The 19,903-nt window shown below is 70.3% G+C and carries 14 protein-coding genes; 5 read left to right on the top strand and 9 right to left on the bottom strand.

What is annotated here, in order from left to right; all coding sequences use genetic code 11:
* Window positions 1-6: 6 nt before the first annotated feature.
* The 7 genes from OG885_RS33875 to uvrC all read right to left on the bottom strand — a co-directional run bounded on the left by OG885_RS33875 (window position 7) and on the right by uvrC (window position 10,780).
* Window positions 7-1,218 (bottom strand): phosphoglycerate kinase, encoded by a 1,212-nt coding sequence (locus tag OG885_RS33875; protein ID WP_405738037.1) that lies wholly within the window; start codon window positions 1,216-1,218, stop codon window positions 7-9.
* Window positions 1,219-1,340: 122 nt separating this feature from the next.
* Entirely contained in the window at window positions 1,341-2,351 is a 1,011-nt protein-coding gene (gene gap / locus OG885_RS33870; RefSeq protein ID WP_361526855.1) for a type I glyceraldehyde-3-phosphate dehydrogenase, read from the bottom strand.
* Window positions 2,352-2,606: 255 nt separating this feature from the next.
* Complete coding sequence (locus tag OG885_RS33865) at window positions 2,607-5,558, bottom strand: M14 family zinc carboxypeptidase (protein ID WP_405738036.1); 2,952 nt, start codon at window positions 5,556-5,558, stop codon at window positions 2,607-2,609.
* A 146-nt stretch (window positions 5,559-5,704) separates the two neighbouring features.
* Complete coding sequence (gene whiA / locus OG885_RS33860; protein WP_329340465.1) at window positions 5,705-6,694, bottom strand: DNA-binding protein WhiA; 990 nt, start codon at window positions 6,692-6,694, stop codon at window positions 5,705-5,707.
* Window positions 6,685-7,761, bottom strand: a complete 1,077-nt coding sequence (yvcK, locus tag OG885_RS33855) for a uridine diphosphate-N-acetylglucosamine-binding protein YvcK (protein ID WP_405738035.1) — start codon at window positions 7,759-7,761, stop codon at window positions 6,685-6,687. Before yvcK ends, whiA begins: the two co-directional genes overlap by 10 nt.
* Window positions 7,758-8,693 (bottom strand): RNase adapter RapZ, encoded by a 936-nt coding sequence (gene rapZ / locus OG885_RS33850; protein ID WP_405738034.1) that lies wholly within the window; start codon window positions 8,691-8,693, stop codon window positions 7,758-7,760. The genes yvcK and rapZ overlap by 4 nt, the downstream gene beginning before the upstream one ends.
* Window positions 8,690-10,780: an excinuclease ABC subunit UvrC gene (uvrC, locus tag OG885_RS33845; RefSeq protein WP_405738033.1), complete on the bottom strand. Its 2,091-nt coding sequence runs from the start codon at window positions 10,778-10,780 to the stop codon at window positions 8,690-8,692. Before uvrC ends, rapZ begins: the two co-directional genes overlap by 4 nt.
* A gap of 449 nt (window positions 10,781-11,229) precedes the next feature.
* On the opposite strand from uvrC, the gene OG885_RS33840 reads away from it, so the two are divergent.
* The 3 genes from OG885_RS33840 to OG885_RS33830 all read left to right on the top strand — a co-directional run bounded on the left by OG885_RS33840 (window position 11,230) and on the right by OG885_RS33830 (window position 14,371).
* On the top strand, window positions 11,230-12,189 hold the full coding sequence (locus OG885_RS33840; protein ID WP_405738032.1) for a hypothetical protein: 960 nt from the start codon (window positions 11,230-11,232) through the stop codon (window positions 12,187-12,189).
* A 164-nt stretch (window positions 12,190-12,353) separates the two neighbouring features.
* Window positions 12,354-13,454, top strand: coding sequence for a LacI family DNA-binding transcriptional regulator (locus OG885_RS33835; RefSeq protein WP_405738031.1), 1,101 nt, complete (start codon window positions 12,354-12,356; stop codon window positions 13,452-13,454).
* On the top strand, window positions 13,451-14,371 hold the full coding sequence (locus tag OG885_RS33830; protein ID WP_405738030.1) for a carbohydrate kinase: 921 nt from the start codon (window positions 13,451-13,453) through the stop codon (window positions 14,369-14,371). Before OG885_RS33835 ends, OG885_RS33830 begins: the two co-directional genes overlap by 4 nt.
* Before the next feature lie 55 nt (window positions 14,372-14,426).
* On the opposite strand, the gene OG885_RS33825 is transcribed toward OG885_RS33830, so the two are convergent.
* Both OG885_RS33825 and uvrA read right to left on the bottom strand, forming a co-directional pair.
* Window positions 14,427-14,888 (bottom strand): DUF4231 domain-containing protein, encoded by a 462-nt coding sequence (locus tag OG885_RS33825; RefSeq protein ID WP_405738029.1) that lies wholly within the window; start codon window positions 14,886-14,888, stop codon window positions 14,427-14,429.
* A 157-nt stretch (window positions 14,889-15,045) separates the two neighbouring features.
* Window positions 15,046-18,105: an excinuclease ABC subunit UvrA gene (gene uvrA / locus OG885_RS33820; protein ID WP_405738028.1), complete on the bottom strand. Its 3,060-nt coding sequence runs from the start codon at window positions 18,103-18,105 to the stop codon at window positions 15,046-15,048.
* Between the two features lie 224 nt (window positions 18,106-18,329).
* Between uvrA and OG885_RS33815 the strand changes: the two genes are divergently transcribed.
* A complete protein-coding gene (locus OG885_RS33815) occupies window positions 18,330-19,016 on the top strand; it encodes a maleylpyruvate isomerase family mycothiol-dependent enzyme (RefSeq protein WP_405738027.1) in 687 nt (228 codons plus the stop codon).
* Between the two features lie 21 nt (window positions 19,017-19,037).
* Entirely contained in the window at window positions 19,038-19,694 is a 657-nt protein-coding gene (locus OG885_RS33810) for an MBL fold metallo-hydrolase (protein ID WP_405738026.1), read from the top strand.
* Window positions 19,695-19,903: the final 209 nt, after the last annotated feature.

Here is a 19,903-nt window from a genome sequence, read left to right as displayed (position 1 = left end):
GCGGGGTCAGTCCTCCAGTGCGGCGAGGCCGGGGAGCGTCTTGCCCTCGAGGTATTCGAGGGAGGCGCCGCCGCCGGTCGAGATGTGGCCGAACGCGTTCTCGTCGAAGCCGAGCGTACGCACGGCGGCGGCGGAGTCTCCGCCGCCGACGACCGTGAAGCCGTCCGAGTCGATGAGGGCCTGGGCGACCGCCTTGGTGCCCTCGGCGTAGTCGGGGTGTTCGAAGACGCCCATGGGACCGTTCCAGAAGACGGTCTTGGCGTCGGTGAGCTTGCCGGCGTACAACTCGCCGGTCTTCGGGCCGACGTCCAGGCCCAGGGATCCCTCGGGGATGTCGGACGCGTCGACGACGGCGTACTCGGTGGGCGCCTTGGCCTTCAGGTCGGGGAAGCCCGCGGAGACCACGACGTCGACCGGCAGCACCAGTTCGACGCCGAGCTTCTCGGCGCGCTCCAGGTACTCGAGGACGGCCGGGATCTGGTCCTCCTGGAGCAGCGAGGCGCCGACCTCGTAGCCCTTGGCCTTGAGGAAGGTGAAGGCCATGCCGCCGCCGATGAGGATGCGGTCGGCCTTGCCGAGCAGCTGGTCGATGACGGCCAGCTTGTCGGAGACCTTGGAGCCGCCGAGCGCCACGGCGTAGGGCCGCTGGACGTCCTCGGTGAGCTTCTTCAGGACGCCGACCTCGGTGGCGATGAGGTAGCCGGCGTAGTGGGGCAGCTTGGCCGGGAGGTCGAAGACCGAGGCGTGCTTGCGGTGCACGGCGCCGAAGCCGTCGCCGACGTACACGTCCGCGAGGGCGGCCAACTGGTCGGCGAAGGCGGCGCGCTCGGCGTCGTCCTTGGAGGTCTCGCCGGCGTTGAAGCGCAGGTTCTCGATGACCGCGACCTGGCCGTCGGCGAGGCCGGCGACGGTCGACGTGGCGGACTCGCCGACGGTGTCGGTCGCGAAGGCCACGTCGGCGCCGAGGAGTTCACCGAGGCGCGCGGCGGCGGGGGCGAGGGAGAACACCGGGTCCGGGGCGCCCTTGGGGCGGCCCAGGTGCGAGGCGACGACCACCCGGGCGCCCGCCTCGGCCAGCGCCTTGACGGTGGGCAGCACCGCGCGGATACGGCCGTCGTCGGTGATGGTGGTGCCGTCCAGCGGCACGTTGAGGTCGGCGCGGACGAAGACCCGCTTGCCTGCGACGCCTTCGGCGAGAAGTTCGTCGATCGTCTTCATATAGGGGACTCCTGGGGAGGGCTCTGACTCGTACGAAAGCTGATCACATGAGCGAGGGCTCGGACAACGCGCCCTCGCGCTGCCCGAGCCCTGCACTCACATCAAGCTGCCTGCTCTGTCGATCAGAGCTGGTTGCCGACGAAGACCGTCAGGTCGACGAGGCGGTTGGAGTAGCCCCACTCGTTGTCGTACCAGCCGAGGATCTTCACCGACTTGCCCTCCTGGACCATGGTCAGGGAGGAGTCGAAGGTGCAGGAGGCCGGGTCGCTGACGATGTCCGAGGACACGATCGGGTCCTCGGTGTAGAACAGGATGCCCTTGAGGTCGCCGTCGTCGGCGGCCTTCTTGAACGCGGCGTTGACCTCGTCCTTGGTGACCTCGCGCTGGAGCTCGACGACCAGGTCGGTGGCCGAACCGGTCGGGACCGGCACGCGCATCGCGATGCCGTCGAGCTTGCCCTTGAGCTGCGGGAGGACCAGGGCGGTGGCCTTCGCGGCACCGGTCGTGGTCGGGATGATGTTCTCGGCGGCGGCGCGGGCGCGGCGCAGGTCCGAGTGCGGGAAGTCCAGGATGCGCTGGTCGTTGGTGTACGCGTGGACCGTCGTCATCAGGCCCTTGACGATGCCGAAGTTCTCGTCCAGAACCTTGGCCATCGGCGCCACACAGTTGGTGGTGCAGGAGGCGTTGGAGATGACGTGGTGGTTGGCCGCGTCGTACTTGTCCTGGTTGACGCCCATCACGATGGTGATGTCCTCGTCCTTGGCCGGAGCCGAGATGAGGACCTTCTTCGCGCCACCGGCGATGTGCTTCTCGGCGTCGGCCTTCTTGGTGAAGATGCCGGTCGACTCGATGACGATGTCAACGCCCAGCTGACCCCACGGGATGTCGGCGGGGTTGCGCTCCGACAGCACCTTGATGGTGTGGCCGTCGACCGTGATCGTGTCGGCGGTGTGCGTCACCTCGGCCTTGAGGCGGCCCAGGATGGTGTCGTACTTCAGCAGGTGAGCAGTGGTCGCGGTGTCACCCAGGTCGTTGACAGCCACGATCTCGATGTCAGCACCCTGCTCCAGCAGTGCGCGGAAGTAGTTGCGACCAATACGACCGAAGCCGTTGATGCCTACGCGGATCGTCACGAACCGATCTCCTCGTTGGTACGCCGGCTATGCGGTGCCGGCGAGCTCTGTTTGGGATGTCCCCGACCGCCTACGACCCTACCTCTCCGAGGCCTCCTCGGTGACATCGAGATGCCCCATACACGGGCAGGCGGTCCGTACCCGCCAGTAGGGGTACGGACCGCCCGGGCCGAAAAGCTCTATGGCCCGAATTGACTACGGAGAGTCAGTCAGTGTTGACCAGTGGGCTCCCCGCTCGTCCGTGTTTGTCCGCGCTCATCCGTCGAGCGCGGCGAGCGCCTTTCCGAGCAGTGCCGTGCGGTCGGCCGCCGCGGTGACGTGCTCCAGGCCGAAGCCCAGCAGCACGGTGTCGTCCGTGGTGACGGCGCCGTACGTCTTGAAGAGTTCACCGGCGAGCCCCCAGTCCTTGACGACTGCCGGGCTGCCCGCGGGCGGTCCGGGAACGCTCCAGGCGCCCAGCGAGGTCTCGAAGCCCTCGGTCTCGGTGGCCTGGCCGCCGATGACGACGGAGGCGTTGTCGACGAGGACGCCGCGACCGCCGCTGCCGGGGTCGGTGATGTAGCTGAGGGAGATCTCGACCTTCTTGCCGGCGTAGGCGGAGAGGTCGAAGGCGACCTGCTGCCACCCGGCCGACGCCCCGGTGAAGCTGTTCCACTGGCCGCTGGTGCCCGTGTTGGTGCAGCCGCCCGAGCCGAGCGTCAGATACCGCTTGAGCGCGGGGTGGGCCGCGATGAAGTAGCCGGCCTCGCACTCGACGGGTACGGCGGTGCTGGTCTGGCCGTTCTTGTCGGGAAGCGTGGTCCAGTCGTCGGCCCCGGTCGTGTGGGCCTCCAGGACGGCGTGGTCGTAGCCCTCCTCGGTGTTCCACAGCATCCGGGTCTGGAACGTGGGCGCCTGGGCGGCGGTCACGTTCGTGAGGTCGATGGTGCGGGTGAGGCGGTTCCAGGCGTAGTCGCTGTGGGTGACGGCGGCCATGGAGGCGCCCTCGTAGGGGCCGTACGGGTTGATCGTGCCGGGGTAGGAGCCCGCGCCCGCGCTGGCGAACTGCGGGTACTTCGCGACCGGCAGGCTGTCCGAGGTGACGCTGAAGGACCCCGCCGTGTCGAGCGGGTTGCCCGGGGCGGCGCCGAGTGCTCCGCCGGCCCCGGCGAGCTTGCCGCTGCCCTGGAACGCGGTGGCGTTCGGCAGCGACGTACGGGTGTAGGCGCCCAGGTAGTACTGGCTGAAGTCGTTCGACAGGGTGCCGCCGCCGAGGTCGACGCTGCCGCCGGCCCGCTCGCCGGCCTCGATCAGCTTGCCGCCCTCGTTGAGGAAGGCGCGCAGCTGGAGCTGGGTGGCGTTGCCGGGGATGCTCGCGCCCGTGTAGTGGACGACCGTCTTGAAGTGGTCGAGGACGCCGAGCGCGTCGGGCGCGCCCTGGGTGGCGACGTCCCAGACGATCGCCTTGCGGCCGTTGGCCTTCAGCGCGTCGACGTAGGTCTGCGCCTGGGTCGCCGTCGCGCCTTCCTCGGCGACGACGAGCGTGTCCGCGCGCGGCCGTTCGGCGACCGTGTAGGTGAAGTGCTCGCTGGAGGTGCGCTTCTTGCCGCGTGTCTCGCCGGTGAACCACACCTCGACCTTGTCGCCCGGATCGGCGCCCGCGACCTTGGCGCGGTACTCGTCGAAGTAGAGGTTGTCCTCACCGCCGTATGTCTCGCCGCCCTTCCACGCGCGAAGCGACACGTCATGCGTACGGCCGCCGTTGACGCGGTACTTGAGCTCCTTGTCGTGCACGGCCTTGCGTACGACGACGGAGACTTCCTGGCTCGCGCCGCGCGCGTAGGACGTGCTGAACGTCTTCGGGGTGAAGTCGGCGGCCTTCAGGCCGAGCGAGGACTTCGGCTGGTCGGGCTGCTTGGCCGACTCGGCGACGGAGAGCGCGAACGGGATGTTCTTCTCGAACTCCTGCTGGATCAGCTTCTCGTCGTCCGGGAAGTTGAAGACCGACTGGCAGTCGGCCGCGTTCCACTGGTCGTTCGGGTCCAGGTCCGAGGCGGTCTGGCAGGTCGACATCTCGGGCGTGTACATCGCCAGGCCGTTGACGTTCGAAGCGTGGCCGTCCGCCTCGCCGTTGGTGGTGTAGAGCTCCGAGGAGACCTGCGGCCGGTAACCGGGGATCGCGGAGTTGTCGGGGGTGCCGGCGAGCGCCTTGTACATGACGTCGTCCGGGGTGTCGGTGGCCACCTGCCAGCCGACTCCGTAGAGGAGGAGTTCGGCGGCGGAGTGGTAGTTGATGCCGTACGTGAACCCGATCCGCTTCTCGAACGCGTCGAGCGCCTTGGTCTCGGGCTCGGAGCCCGGTCCGGTGCCGCGGTAGGTCTCGCTGGTGGGGTTGGGGGACGAACCCTCGTCGTCGTAGCCCCACTTGTAGGAGAAGTTGCGGTTGAGGTCGACGCCGTCGCCAATGGCGATGGAGCCGTCGCCGTTGTTGTCGTGCAGGTTCTTGCGCCACAGACGCTGGTCGGTGCCGGAGAACGTGTAGTCGTAGCCGTCGGGGTTGGCCGAGACGACGAACCACAGTTCGGTGGAGTCGACGATCTTCTTGATCCGCTGGTCGGTCTTGTAGTGGTCCAGGTAGTAGTGGAGCAGCCGCCGGGTCATCTCCGGGGTGATCCACTCGCGCGCGTGCTGGTTGGACATGTAGAGGACGGCGGGCTTGGCGCCGTCCTTGGTGTTCTTCGCGTTCTTGGTCAGTTTGAGCGCGAGGATGTCCTGGCCGTTGACGGTCTTGCCGATGGAGACGGCCTTGGTGAGGCCGGGGTTGGCCTGGGCGGTGGCGAGGATCTCCTGCTTGAGGCCGCCGCTGCCGCTGTAGGGGCGGTACACGCCGTCGGCGGCGGCGTCGACGCGGGCCTCGGCCTTGGCGGAGAGGGTGTGCTCGGTGAGCTCGACGCCCTGTTTCTCCAGCTTGTCGGCCTGTTTGTCGGTGAGGTAGACCTCGACGGTCGCGGTGCCCTTGGCGGGTACCTGCTCACTCAGTTCGTGGCCGTCCTGACCGGCCGCCAGCAGCAGGGGTACCTGCGCGCTGGTGACATCGGCCCGGAAGACCTTGATCTCGTCGGGACCGGGAGAGCCGGCGCTCTCCGCGGCCTGGGCGAGGGGCGCGAGGCCCGCGCCGCCCAGCAGGAGTGCGCCAACGGCGAGGATCGGTCTCGCTCTTCGTCTCATGTGCCCCCCTTGCGGTGGTCCGCCACAGCAGCGAACGTATGCCAGGCTCATGACACTTCATGATCCAGTCAAGGGTGCCTCACAGACATGCGAAAGCCGGTGCCGTTCACCCAAGCGGGCGACGGCACCGGCGCATTGACGAGGGGTCAGCCCGCCAGGTTGTCGGCCATCTCCTCGGTGATGCTGGACTCCGTACCCGGAATGCCGAGGTCCTGGGCCCGCTTGTCGGCCATGGCGAGCAGTCGGCGGATACGGCCCGCGACGGCGTCCTTGGTCAGCGGCGGGTCGGCGAGCGCGCCCAGCTCCTCCAGGGAGGCCTGCTTGTGGTCCATGCGCAGCCGCCCGGCGGCGGCGAGGTGCTCGGGCACGTCGTCGGCGAGGATCTCCAGCGCGCGCTGGACGCGGGCACCGGCGGCGACGGCCGCGCGGGCCGAGCGGCGCAGGTTGGCGTCGTCGAAGTTGGCGAGACGGTTCGCCGTCGCCCGCACCTCGCGGCGCATCCGGCGCTCCTCCCAGGCCAGCACCGACTCGTGCGCGCCGAGCCGGGTGAGCAGCGCGCCGATCGCGTCGCCGTCCCGGACGACCACGCGGTCCACGCCGCGCACCTCGCGGGCCTTCGCGGCGATGGACAGCCGCCGGGCGGCGCCGACCAGGGCGAGCGCGGCCTCGGGGCCCGGGCAGGTCACCTCCAGGGAGGACGAACGGCCGGGCTCGGTGAGCGAGCCGTGCGCCAGGAACGCCCCGCGCCAGGCCGCCTCCGCGTCACAGGTGGCCCCGGAGACGACCTGCGGGGGCAGGCCGCGGATCGGGCGGCCCCGGCCGTCGACCAGGCCGGTCTGACGGGCCAGCTGGTCACCGCCGGCGACGACCCGGACGACGTAACGCGAGCCGCGGCGCAGTCCGCCCGGCGCCATCACGATCAGCTCCGAGCTGTGGCCGAAGATCTCCAGGATGTCCCGCTTGAGCCGACGGGCCGCCATCGCGGTGTCCAGCTCCGCCTCGATCACGATGCGCCCGCTCACCAGGTGAAGGCCGCCGGCGAACCGCAGGATGGCGGAGACCTCCGCCTTTCTGCAGCAGGTCCGGGTGACGGGGAGCCGGGAGATCTCGTCCTTCACCGCTGCCGTCATCGCCATGGGCCGATCCTTCCATGCATCCGAAAAATACGGTCGTACGCGGCGGCCAACAGCTCCGGATCGTGCCTCGGGGTTCCGTCGGGCCGGGCCACCGGGGCCAGCTCGACCGCGGCGCCGAACCGCTTGGCGGCATCGGAGAGCGAGTCACGGTCGGGCACGGCGGCCTCGTCGGCCAGCACCACGTCCAGGGCGAGTTTAGGGGCGTGTCGTCCCAAAACCTCCAAATGACGCTGCGGGGAGAAGCCATCGGTTTCTCCGGGCTGCGGCGCGAGGTTCAGCGAGAGTACCCGGCGCGCCTTCGTCTCCGTGAGCGCGTCCAGCAGTTCCGGCACCAGCAGGTGCGGGATGACCGAGGAGAACCACGAGCCGGGGCCGAGGACCACCCAGTCCGCGTCCAGGACCGCGGCCACCGCCTCGGGGACCGCGGGCGGGTCGTGCGGCACGACGTGCACGGACTGCACCTCGCCCGGGGTGAGGGCGACGGTGGCCTGGCCGCGGACGGTGTCCACGTCCTCCGGCCGCTCCGGGTCGTGTCCCTTGACCAGGGCCTGGAGCTCCAGGGGGACGGCGGACATGGGCAGCACGCGCCCGTGCGCGCCGAGCAGCTTGCCGACCAGGTCCAGGGCCTGGACATGGTCGCCGAGCTGCTCCCACAGGGCGACGATCAGCACATTGCCGACCGCGTGGTCGTGCAGGTCGCCCTTGGAGTGGAAGCGGTGCTGGATGACGCGGGCCCAGGTCTGGCCCCAGTCGTCGTCCCCGCACAGCGCGGCCAGCGCCTTGCGCAGATCGCCGGGCGGCAGGACACCCAGCTCGTCGCGGAGCCGGCCGCTGGAGCCGCCGTCGTCGGCGACGGTGACGACGGCGGTGAGGTCGCCGGTGATCCGGCGCAGCGCGGCGAGCGAGGCGGACAGGCCCATGCCGCCGCCGAGGGCGACGACCTTGGGCTGGGCGCCGCGGCGGCGGGGCCGCGCGCCCCGGGTCTCGACGGGCCGGCCCGCGCGGGACTCGGGCACCGTCCGGCCCAGCCTGCCGAGCCGGCCCAGCCGCGGAGAACGTGCGGTCATTCGCGTCCCATGTCCCGGTGTACGACCACCGTCTCCACACCCTGGGAGACGAGGCGGGCGGCGAGCTTCTCGGAGGTGGCGACCGAGCGGTGCTTGCCGCCGGTGCAGCCGACCGCAATGGTCACGTACCGCTTGCCCTCGCGGCGGTAGCCGGCCGCGATCAGCTGGAGCAGTTCGCTGTAGCGGTCGATGAACTCCTTGGCGCCGGGCTGGTTGAAGACGTACGCCGACACCTCCTCGTTCAGACCGGTGTACGGGCGCAGCTCCGGGACCCAGTGCGGGTTGGGCAGGAAGCGCATGTCCACGACCAGGTCGGCGTCGACCGGGAGGCCGTACTTGAAGCCGAAGGACATGACGGTGGCCCGCAGCTCGGGCTCCTCCTCGCCGGCGAACTGGGCGTCCATCTTGGCGCGCAGCTCGTGCACGTTGAGGCTGGAGGTGTCGATGACCAGGTCGGCGTCGCCGCGCAGCTCGCGCAGGAGCTCGCGCTCGGCGTCGATGCCGTCGACGATGCGGCCGTCGCCCTGGAGGGGGTGCGGGCGGCGCACGGACTCGAAGCGGCGCACCAGGGCCTCGTCGGAGGACTCCAGGAAGACGATCCGCCGGGTGACGTGCTTGGCCTCCAGGTCGGCGAGGGACTCGCGGAGGTTGTCGAAGAAACGCCGGCCGCGGACGTCGACGACCACGGCGATCCGGGCGACATTGCCCTGCGAGCGGGCGCCGAGTTCCACCATGGTGGGGATCAGCGCGGGCGGGAGGTTGTCGACGACGAACCAGCCGAGGTCCTCCAGACACTTGGCTGCGGTCGACCGGCCGGCTCCGGACATGCCGGAGATGATCACCAGCTCGGGGATGGCCACGTCGGGGATACCGGCCGCGTCCTGGGTTTCCTGGCCTTGGTTCTCTTGGCCTTCGTGCTCGTTCACATTCATGTCTCCTGCCCCCGTCGTTCGTCCGGGGCGCCCGCCGTCGCGGGCTCCCCACCGGAACCCATGATGTCGGGTTCCTCTTCCATGATCTCTCCAGTAGCTGTGTTCACGGCAGGCGCGGCCGGTGCCGCCTGGGCGAGCGCCACGGCAATGGTCTCGGCCGTTTTGCGGCCTATGCCGGGAACCTCGCAGATCTGATCGATGGTGGCAGATCGAAGTTTCTTCAACGAGCCGAAATGTTTCAGAAGCGCCTGCTTACGGGTGTCCCCGAGCCCCGGTACGTCGTCCAGGGGGCTGGACCGGAACCGCTTGGCCCGCTTGGTGCGCTGGTAGGTGATCGCGAAGCGGTGGGCCTCGTCACGGACGCGCTGGAGGAGATAGAGGCCTTCGCTGGTCCGCGGCAGGACGATCGGGTCGTCCTCGTCGGGGAGCCAGACCTCCTCCAGGCGCTTGGCGAGACCGCAGACGGCGATGTCGTCGATACCGAGCTCGTCGAGGGCCCTCCTGGCGGCGGCCACCTGCGGCTGACCGCCGTCGACGACGAGGAGCTGGGGCGGGTACGCGAACTTCTTCGGGCGGCCGCTGTCCTCGGTGAGGGTGTTCCCGGAGGCGTCCCGGAAGTCGTCCTCCGCGGCATCCTGGGCGGTGTCCTGGGCACCGGTGCTCTCGTCCACCCACTCGCCGGTCTTCTCCTTCTCGGCGAGGTACCGCTTGAAGCGGCGGGTGATGACCTCGTGCATGGAGCGGACGTCGTCCTGGCCCTCGAAGCCCTTGATCTGGAAGCGGCGGTACTCGCTCTTGCGCTGGAGGCCGTCCTCGAAGACGACCATGGAGGCCACGACGTCGTCGCCCTGGAGATGGGAGATGTCGAAGCACTCGATCCTGAGCGGGGCGCTGTCGAGGTCGAGGGCCTCGGCGATCTCCTCCAGGGCACGCGAGCGCGTGGTGAGGTCGGATGCGCGCTTGGTCTTGTGCAGCGCGAGGGCCTGCTGGGCGTTGCGGGCGACGGTCTCCATCAGGGCCTTCTTGTCGCCGCGCTGCGGGATGCGCAGCGAGACGCCCGAGCCGCGACGCCCGGTGAGCCACTCCTGAACAGGCTCGACCGGCTCGGGCAGGGCCGGGACGAGGACCTCCTTGGGGACGGAGTCGCCGGTCTCCTCGCCGTAGAGCTGCTGGAGGGCGTGCTCCACGAGGGCGCCGGTGGTGATCTCCTCGACCTTGTCGGTGACCCAGCCGCGCTGGCCGCGCACGCGTCCGCCGCGGACGTGGAAGATCTGCACGGCGGCTTCGAGCTCGTCCTCGGCGACCGCGATCAGGTCGGCGTCGGTCGCGTCGGCGAGCACGACCGCGCTCTTCTCCATGGCCTTGCGCAGGGCCCCGATGTCGTCGCGCAGACGGGCCGCCCGTTCGTACTCCATCTCCTCGGCCGCCTCCGTCATCTGCTTCTCCAGGCGGCGGAGATAGGTGCCGGTGCGGCCGGCCATGAAGTCGCTGAACTCCTCGGCGAGTTCGCGGTGCTCCTCGGCGGACACCCGCCCGACGCAGGGCGCGGAGCACTTGCCGATGTAGCCGAGGAGGCAGGGGCGGCCGGTGCGGGCGGCGTTCTTGAAGACGCCGGCGGAGCAGGTGCGGACCGGGAAGACGCGCAGCAGGAGGTCCACGGTGTCGCGGATCGCCCACGCGTGTCCGTAGGGCCCGAAATAGCGCACGCCCTTCTTCTTGTGACCGCGCATCACCTGCACGCGCGGGAACTCCTCGTTCATCGTCACCGCGAGGTAGGGGTAGCTCTTGTCGTCGCGGTACTTGACGTTGAACCGGGGGTCGTACTCCTTGATCCAGGAGTACTCCAGCTGCAGGGCCTCGACCTCCGTGGACACCACCGTCCACTCCACGGACGCGGCGGTGGTCACCATCGTGCGGGTGCGGGGGTGCAGGTTCGCCAGGTCCTGGAAGTAGCTCGCCAGGCGCTGGCGCAGGCTTTTCGCCTTTCCGACGTAGATCACCCGGCGGTGCTCGTCACGGAACCTGTAGACCCCGGGAGAGTCCGGGATCTGTCCCGGCCTGGGGCGGTAGCTGGAGGGGTCGGCCATGCTTCACACCCTACTGGCGGGCGGTGACACTCCGGCGAGGCTGTGGACGAAGCCTTCAGCGCTCCGCGACCCGCACCACGCCGGGCCGCCGGGGCGGTGTGAGGTGCGGCACATGCCGGGCGGTCCGGCCTGGCCTCGCCCTGCGGCAACTTCCAGGGCGTCGCTGTCCATCGGCGCGATCACCGTCGTATTCGACAACGACCGCTTCGGCGCGCCGACTTGACTCGACCGGTCGCGTATCAGCCGCAGAGCGGCCGCTGTTGGGCGGGAGGTGTTGTCGGGACTAGGTCAACACGCTTCAATGCGGGGGAACTCGGGGCCGTGAACGACGGCGCACGGAAGCCACGGCGTACCTGTGTGATGACGCCCTGCGCCGACGGGGTGGCCCCGAGGACGTCCCCGCGCACGGTCTGACCAGCCGTTGCGAACACCCACAGAAAGGCCCCTGCATGCCGCACGCCACACAGCACGCGGACGTCGCCGCCGTCGTCGCCACCGCGGAACTGGACTCGGCCCTGCGAGGCGGCCCCTTCCACGTGGCCCTGCGTGCCGCGATCGCCGCCCGCGGTCTGCCTCTCCAGCGCGTGCAGCACCACCTCTCCCGCCACGGCGTCAAAGTCGGTGTCACCAGCCTGAGCTACTGGCAGCAGGGAGCCCGGCGGCCCCAGCGGCCCGAGTCGCTGCGCGCGGTCCGTGCCCTGGAGGAGATCCTCCAGCTGCCCGAGGAGTCGCTGATCAGGCTGCTCGCCGAGACCGAGGACAGCGCGGCCGGACAGCGCCCCGCCGCCCGCTCCTACCGCTCCCTCGTCGAGGCCTCCGGCGCCCTGCAACGGCTGCTGGCCGACCTGGGCTCGCCCGTGGACGGCGGACTGCACACCCTCGGGCACCACGAGCGGGTACGGATCGGTGGGCGCCGCGAACTCCTCGGGCGCGAGTCGCACCACATCGTGCGCGCCCACAAGGACGGCGTCGACCGCTTCCTGGCCGTCCACCACGGCGACCCGGGGTGCATACCGGAGCGTATGCGGGTGCACGCGCTGGAGAACTGCCGCACGGGGCGCGTCCGGCTGCACCACGACACCGGGGTACTGGTGGCCGAGCTGCTCTTCGACACGCGGCTGCGCGCGGGCGACACGTTCCTCTTCCGCTATGCCATCGAGGACGGCACGGCCGGTGTCTCCCGCGAGTACGTCCGCGGGTTCGGGCCGGCCGGCGGCCAGTACGCGCTCCAGGTGCGCTTCGACGAGAACGCGCTGCCGTCCCGCTGCCACCGCTTCACCCAGCACTCGCCCGCGGCCCCGCGCAGCGGCCGCCAGGAACTGGCCCTCACCGGGCTCCACCGCTCGGTCCACATCGTGGAACCGCGGGTGCGGAGCGGGATCGTGGGGATCGGGTGGGACTGGGAGTAGAGCGCGCCACCTGAGGTGCGGGGGGCGCTCCCCTGTGAGGTGCGGAGCGCCCCTCTCCGGCGGTCTCGGGCCGCGCGTAAACGCTTGCGCAAGCGTTTACGCGCGGCCCTGGATGGGATACGTTCCCGGCCGGAAGGTGTTTCTGGGAGGGAACGGGGGTCGCGATGCCGACCATGACCGACGTGGCGCGCAGCGCGGGCGTCTCCGTGGCGACCGTCTCGCATGTGCTCAACGGCACCCGGCCGGTCCTCCCCCACACCCGCCAGGCGGTCCTCGACGCCATGGACGAGCTCGGCTACACCCCCAACACCCTCGCCCGCGCCCTGGTGACGTCCCGCACCCGTTCCCTGGGGCTCGCGGTGTCGGCGATCAGCAACCCGTACTTCACGGAGATCCTCCAGGGCGTCGAGGCCGAGGCTCTGCGACACGGCTACAGCCTCCTCATCGCCGACCCGCACGACGACCCCGTCCATGAGCGCAAGGTCGCCCAGCTCCTGCACGAACGCCGGGTGGACGGCGTGATCGTCGCCCCCTCCCCGGAACCCGGTGACCTGCTGGCCTACCTCGACCGCCACCGGGTGCCGACGGTGCTGCTGGACCGGGTGGTCGGCGACGCGCCTCGTTTCGACCAGGTGTGCGCCGAGAACGTCGGCCCGACCGGCCGGCTGGTCAGCCACCTCGCCGACCTGGGCCACCGGCGGATCGGCCTGGTCGCCGGGCTGCCCGGGCTCAGCACCAGCGATGAGCGGATCGCCGGGTACCGGTCCGGGCTCACGACCGCCGGACTGCCGTACGACGAGCAGCTCGTCGCGTACGGCGACTCCGCGTCGTCCGGTGCCGAACGGGCGACCGCCGCCCTGCTGGCCCTCGCCGATCCGCCCACGGCACTCGTCACGGCCAACAACGCGATGACCATCGGCGCCCTGCGTGCCCTGCGCGACCACGGCCTGTCGGTGCCGGGCGACCTCGCGCTGTGCTGCTTCGACGACTTCGCCTGGGCCGACCTCTTCTCCCCCCGGCTGACGGCGATCGCCCAGCCCAGCAAGGAGATCGGCGCCGAGGCGGTACGGGTGCTGCTGGCCCGGCTGGCCGCGCCGGACGAGCCCGCCCGGACCGTGCGTCTGCCCTGCACGTTCGTCCACCGCAGCTCGTGCGGCTGCGCCGATACCGTCCTGCCGCCCGGGAAGTCCGGGAAGTCCGCGAAGCCCGGGCAGTCTGCGAAGTCCGGGAACCCTGAAGAACCTCAGAAAGGAACCGTCTCGTGATCGTCGTCGCCGGTGAGGCACTCATCGACCTGGTACCGCAGGGCACGGGAGCCCTGGCGGCGCTGACGCCGGCGCTCGGCGGCGGCCCGTACAACACGGCCGTCGCCCTCGGCCGACTCGGCTCCCCCACCGCCTTCTGCTCGCGTACGTCGTCCGACGCGTTCGGCGAGGCCCTGCTCGACGGGCTGCGGCAGGCCTCGGTGGACGTGTCGGGCGTGCAGCGCGGCCCGGAGCCGACCACGCTGGCCGTCGCGACGATCGACGCGCACGGATCGGCCGCCTACTCCTTCTACGTCGACGGCACCGCCGACCGCCTGTTCACGGCCCCCGACCACCTCCCCGCCGGCACGCGCGCGGTGTCGTTCGGCACCTGTTCGCTGGTGCTGGAGCCGGGTGCGAGCGCCTACGAGGAGCTGATGCGGGCCGCGGCCGCGCGGGGCGTGTTCACCGCGCTCGACCCCAACATCCGCACCGGGCTGATCCCGGACGCGGACGCCTACCGGGCCCGGTTCAAGAGCTGGCTGCCGTCGGTGTCGCTGCTCAAGCTCTCGGAGGAGGACGCGCTGTGGCTCGGCGGGACCCCGCGCGAGTGGCTGGCCTCGGGCCCCTCGGCCGTGGTCGTCACCCAGGGCGGTGCCGGACTGACCGCGTTCACCCGGGACGGGGGTGTGCACTCCGTGCCGGGCGAGGAGGTCGACGTGGTCGACACGATCGGCGCCGGCGACACCGTGAACGCGGCCCTGCTGCACGGCCTGGCCACCCTCGACGCCCTGTCCGCGCAGGCCCTTGAGGCACTGCGCCCCGACGACTGGACCCGACTGCTGCGGTTCGCGGCGCGCGCGGCGGCGATCACCTGCTCACGGGCGGGGGCGGAACCGCCGTACGCCGGTGAGGTGGGGGACTTGCGGGAGAGCTGATCCGAGGGAGACGGCCGCAGGCAGCGGACGTCAGTGCGCCGGTAGGCGGCGGAAGTCAGTGCGCCGTCTCGCGCTCCGCCCACTGGGTCGTTTCCTGGCTGCCGAGCTTCTCCACCTGTTCGGCGAGCAGCAGTTCGGGGTTCTGAGCGGTGGCGTAGGGGCCGGCGTGGGCCAGGTACAGGTGCTCCTCGCGGCGCAGGTTCTCGCAGACCGAGCGGTAACTGATCCAGTTCTCCTGGTACTTGAAGAGCTGCTGGGTTCCCTCGACGACCGCGACCAGGGCGCCCATGAGTGCCGCGACCCAGTTCGGCGCGGAGGCCGCCACGGCCACCGGGATGCCCGCCGCGAGCACCAGCGTCGCCATCTTCAGGCGCCTGAACTGGTGTTGGGCGGACTCGCTCTTCCTGTCGAACCAGCGGATCTGTTCCTGCAGGCGCTGCCATACGACGTCCGCGGGCTTTTCCTCACGGCGGTCCGGTGACGTGCCTCTGGCGGCCGGGACGGCGGGTTCGGACATGGATTCCCCCTGCTGTGCAAGGCACTTGGTGCTCGCTGCTCGATGCTGGGCGCAGCATGACAGCCCAGGGCCCGTCGATCAAAGAGACGGGGGCCGGAAACGGTTCCGGGAGGCGGCCGTCGGTCGGCCGCCTCCCGGGATCCGGTGTTCTGCCCTGTCAGGCCTTGCGGGCCCTGGTCGCCTTCTTGGCCGGGGCCGCCTTCTTCGCGGAGGCCGCCTTCTTGGCGGTCGCGGCGGTGGTCTTGGCCGTCGCCGTCTTCTTCGTCGTCGACCTGGCCGCGACGGTCTTCTTCGCCACGGTCCTGGTCGCCGTCTTCGCCGCGGTCCTGGTCGCCGTCTTGCGCGGGGCCTTCACCGCGGACCCGTCGCTGACCCGGTCGGCGCCGAGGATCTCGCGCAGGAACTTGCCGGTGTGGCTGGCGGGGACTCCTGCGACCTCCTCGGGAGTGCCCTCGGCGACCACGAGACCGCCGCCCGCGCCGCCCTCAGGACCCATGTCGACGATCCAGTCGGCGGTCTTGATCACGTCGAGGTTGTGCTCGATGACGATGACCGTGTTGCCCTTGTCGACCAGGCCGGCCAGGACCTTCAGCAGCTTGCTGATGTCCTCGAAGTGCAGACCGGTGGTCGGCTCGTCGAGGACGTAGACCGTACGACCGGTGGACCGCTTCTGGAGCTCGCTGGCGAGCTTCACGCGCTGGGCCTCACCACCGGACAGGGTCGTCGCGGACTGGCCGAGGCGGACATAGCCGAGACCGACGTCGTTGAGCGTCTTGAGGTGGCGGTTGATCGCCGGGACGGCCTCGAAGAAGTTCATGGCTTCCTCGATGGGCATGTTCAGGACCTCGGCGATGGACTTGCCCTTGTAGTGGACCTCCAGGGTCTCCCGGTTGTACCGGGCGCCGTGGCAGACCTCGCACGGGACGTAGACGTCCGGGAGGAAGTTCATCTCGATCTTGATGGTGCCGTCGCCCGCGCAGTTCTCGCAGCGGCCGCCCTTGACGTTGAAGGAGAAACGGCCCGGCATGTAGCCGCGGACCTTCGCCTCGGTGGTCTCGGCGAACAGCTTGCGGACGTGGTCGAAGACACCCGTGTACGTCGCCGGGTTGGATCGCGGGGTGCGGCCGATGGGCGACTGGTCGACATGGACGACCTTGTCGACGAGGTCGTCGCCGTCCACGCGCGTGTGCCGCCCGGGGACGCTGCGGGCGCCGTTGAGCTCGCGCGCCAGGTGCGTGTAGAGGATGTCGTTGACCAGTGTGGACTTGCCGGAGCCGGAGACGCCGGTGACCGCGGTGAAGACACCGAGCGGGAACGAGACGTCGATGTCCTGGAGGTTGTTCTCCCGGGCGCCGTGCACCGTGAGCAGCCGGGACGGGTCGTGCGGGCGGCGGATGTCCGGGAGCGGGATCGCCTTCTTGCCGGACAGGTACTGCCCGGTCATCGACTCGTCGTTGGCGAGCAGCTCCTTCATGGAGCCGCTGTGCACGACCTTGCCGCCGTGCTCGCCCGCGCCGGGGCCGATGTCGACCACCCAGTCGGCGACCTTGATGGTGTCCTCGTCGTGCTCGACGACGATGAGCGTGTTGCCCATGTCGCGCAGCCGGACCAGGGTCTCGATCAGCCGGTGGTTGTCGCGCTGGTGCAGACCGATGGACGGCTCGTCGAGGACGTAGAGCACGCCGACGAGGCCGGAGCCGATCTGGGTGGCCAGGCGGATGCGCTGGGCCTCGCCGCCGGAGAGGGTGCCGGCCGCGCGGTTCAGCGAGAGGTAGTCCAGGCCGACGTCGACCAGGAACTTCAGCCGTTCGTTGACCTCCTTCAGCACCCGCTCGGCGATCTTCTTGTCGCGGGCGCTGAGCTTCAGCTCGCCCAGGAAGTCCGCGCAGTCGCTGATCGACATGCCGGAGACCTCGGCGATCGACTTCCCCATGACGGTGACCGCGAGGACGATCGGCTTCAGGCGCGTGCCCTCACAGGTGGGGCAGGGCACCTCGCGCATGTAGCCCTCGAAGCGCTCACGGCTGGCGTCGCTCTCCGACTCGCTGTGGCGGCGCTTGACGAAGGGGACGGCTCCTTCGAACGGCGTGGTGTACACGCGCTCACGGCCGTACCGGTTGCGGTAGCGCACCTCGATCTGCGTCTTGTGGCCGTGGAGCAGGGCCTTCTTGGCGCGCTGCGGCAGCCCGGCGAAGGGGATGTCCGTGCGGAAGCCGAGGGCGTCCGCGAGGGCGCCGATGAGACGGCCGAAGTAGTCCTTGGTGTGGCCGTGCGACCAGGGGTGGATGGCGCCCTCGTCGAGGGACTTGTCCTCGTCCGGGACGATCAGCTCCGGGTCGACCTCCATCCGCGTGCCGATGCCCGTGCACTCGGGGCAGGCGCCGAAGGGCGAGTTGAAGGAGAAGGAACGGGGCTCCAGCTCCTCGAAGGACAGGTCGTCGTAGGCGCAGTACAGGTGCTCCGAGTACATGCGCTCGCGCTCGGGGTCGTCGGCGGGGAGGTCGACGAAGTCGAGGACGACCATGCCGCCGGACAGGCCGAGGGCGGTCTCCACCGAGTCGGTGAGCCGGCGCTTGGCGGAGTCCTTCACCGTGAGCCGGTCGACGACCACCTCGATGGTGTGCTTCTCCTGCTTCTTCAGCGTGGGCGGCTCGGAGAGCTGGATGGTCTCGCCGTCGACCCGCGCGCGGGAGTAGCCCTTGGTCTGGAGGTCGGCGAAGAGGTCGACGAACTCGCCCTTGCGCTCGCGCACGAGCGGCGAGAGGACCTGGAAGCGGCTCCCCTCCGGCAGCTCCAGGACCTTGTCGACGATGGCCTGCGGCGACTGGCGGGCGATGGGCCGCCCGCACTCGGGGCAGTGCGGCTTGCCGATACGGGCGAAGAGCAGCCGCAGGTAGTCGTAGACCTCGGTGATGGTGCCGACCGTCGAGCGCGGGTTGCGGGAGGTCGACTTCTGGTCGATCGAGACCGCCGGGGAGAGGCCCTCGATGAAGTCGACGTCCGGCTTGTCCATCTGGCCGAGGAACTGGCGGGCGTACGAGGAGAGCGACTCCACGTAGCGGCGCTGGCCCTCGGCGAAGATGGTGTCGAAGGCCAGGGAGGACTTGCCCGACCCGGACAGGCCCGTGAAGACGATGAGCGAGTCACGCGGCAGGTCGAGCGAGACGTTCTTCAGGTTGTGCTCGCGCGCGCCACGGACGATGAGACGGTCGGCCACGCCGGTCCGCACCTTTCTTGAGAGTGGTGACAGGGGCGAGGCCCCCGTGTCTTCTCACACTAGGGGGAGCCACTGACAACGCCGGTCGGATTCCCGAATGGGACAACAATCCCGGACCATCCAGCATGCCCGACGCCACGACCGACCATATAGCACGCGCATTCGATTTACGGCACTGCTTCACCACCTTCACCCAAAGGTGTGGCGGGGCTAGGGTCAGCACCATGATTGATCACGCGCATGACCTGGCGTCTGTACGTGACGCTACGGACCGGCTGCTCACCGCGGTCGGCAAACTGGACAACGCGTCTGTGACCGAGCCGTCACGGCTTCCCGGGTGGACCCGTGGTCATGTCCTCGCCCACCTCGCCCGGAACGCGGACGCCCTCGTGAACGTACTCGAAGGCCGGCCCATGTACGCGTCGGGCGACGCCAGGGACGCCGACATCGACCGGGACGCCCCGCGCCCCCTCGACGTCCAGCTCGCGGACGTCCGCGACAGCGCCACCCGCTTCCAGGAGGCGGGGGCCGCGCCGGCCGACTGGTCGCGGATCGTGCAGCTGCGCAACGGGGTCACCGATTCGGCGTCCCGGGTGCCGTTCCGGCGATGGGTGGAGGTGGAGCTGCACCGCGTCGACCTGGGGATCGGGTACGAGCTGGAGGACATGCCGGCGGAGTTCACGGGAAGAGAGATCGCGTTCCTCGCCGACCGCTTCACCGGGCACCCCGAGGTACCGCCGACACGACTGACGGACGGCACGCGCGTGTGGACGACGGGTCGGGTGGCCGAGGCGGTCGTGGCCACGGTCACGGGACCCCCCGCGGACCTGCTCGGCTGGCTCGCCGGACGCCGGGGCGGATCGACGCTGCGGGTGGAGGGCGGACGGCTGCCGGAGCTTCCCGCGCTGTGAGCGCGTCCTAGACTGACCGCCATGACGTACAGCGGACAGGTGACCGTCGGTGGCCCGGCGGACGTGCACGAGCTCAAGGACCTGATGATCACCAAGATCGCGGTCGGCCCGATGAACAACAACGCCTATCTGCTGCGCTGCCGGGCCACGGACGAGCAGCTGCTGATCGACGCCGCCAACGACGCGGACGCCCTGCTCGGCACGATCGGTGACGACGGCATCGCCTCCGTCGTCACCACGCACCAGCACGGCGACCACTGGCAGGCGCTCGCCCGGGTCGTCGAGGCCACGGGCGCCCGCACCTATGCGGGCCGGGACGACGCCGCCGGCATCCCCGTGCCGACCGACGTCCTCCTCGCCGACGGAGACACCCTCCAGGTGGGCCACGTCGAGCTCACCGCCCGCCATCTGGTCGGCCACACGCCGGGCTCGATCGCCCTCGTCTACGACGACCCGCACGGCCACCCCCATGTCTTCACCGGCGACTGCCTGTTCCCCGGCGGCGTGGGCAACACGTGGAAGGACCCCGAGGCGTTCGCCAGCCTGATCCACGACGTGGAGACGAAGATCTTCGACGTCCTGCCGGACGAGACATGGGTCTACCCGGGACACGGCAACGACACGACGCTGGGCGCGGAGCGACCGCATCTGCCGGAGTGGCACGCGCGCGGGTGGTGAACGCCGGGGCGCGCGACGCCTGTCCGCGCGCCCCGTGTGAACCCTTCGCACACGCCGGTGTCCTCCGCACGCTCCCGGCCCGCGTTGTTGCGCGGTCAACTGGTGCCAGCCCCGCACAGGATGACGGCTCCTGCGCGGTACGGGCCGCCGGTCTTCCGATCCCCGCCCTCGACCGGCGGCCCCGGCGACGCACCCGCACAGGGACCGTT

It is taken from the genome of Streptomyces sp. NBC_00028, assembly GCF_045041065.1.
GTDB lineage: Bacteria > Actinomycetota > Actinomycetes > Streptomycetales > Streptomycetaceae > Streptomyces.
This window is presented reverse-complemented; position numbering and strand designations above follow the sequence as displayed.

Excerpts from the sequence above, each read along its gene's own strand:
- OG885_RS33875 (WP_405738037.1), bottom strand. The coding sequence starts at position 1,218 with ATGAAGACGATCGACGAACTTCTCGCCGAAGGCGTCGCAGGCAAGCGG.
- OG885_RS33865 (WP_405738036.1), bottom strand. The coding sequence starts at position 5,558 with ATGAGACGAAGAGCGAGACCGATCCTCGCCGTTGGCGCACTCCTGCTG.
- whiA (WP_329340465.1), bottom strand. The coding sequence starts at position 6,694 with ATGGCGATGACGGCAGCGGTGAAGGACGAGATCTCCCGGCTCCCCGTC.
- yvcK (WP_405738035.1), bottom strand. The coding sequence starts at position 7,761 with ATGACCGCACGTTCTCCGCGGCTGGGCCGGCTCGGCAGGCTGGGCCGG.
- rapZ (WP_405738034.1), bottom strand. The coding sequence starts at position 8,693 with ATGAATGTGAACGAGCACGAAGGCCAAGAGAACCAAGGCCAGGAAACC.
- uvrC (WP_405738033.1), bottom strand. The coding sequence starts at position 10,780 with ATGGCCGACCCCTCCAGCTACCGCCCCAGGCCGGGACAGATCCCGGAC.
- OG885_RS33840 (WP_405738032.1), top strand. The coding sequence starts at position 11,230 with ATGCCGCACGCCACACAGCACGCGGACGTCGCCGCCGTCGTCGCCACC.
- OG885_RS33835 (WP_405738031.1), top strand. The coding sequence starts at position 12,354 with ATGCCGACCATGACCGACGTGGCGCGCAGCGCGGGCGTCTCCGTGGCG.
- OG885_RS33825 (WP_405738029.1), bottom strand. The coding sequence starts at position 14,888 with ATGTCCGAACCCGCCGTCCCGGCCGCCAGAGGCACGTCACCGGACCGC.
- OG885_RS33815 (WP_405738027.1), top strand. The coding sequence starts at position 18,330 with ATGATTGATCACGCGCATGACCTGGCGTCTGTACGTGACGCTACGGAC.
- OG885_RS33810 (WP_405738026.1), top strand. The coding sequence starts at position 19,038 with ATGACGTACAGCGGACAGGTGACCGTCGGTGGCCCGGCGGACGTGCAC.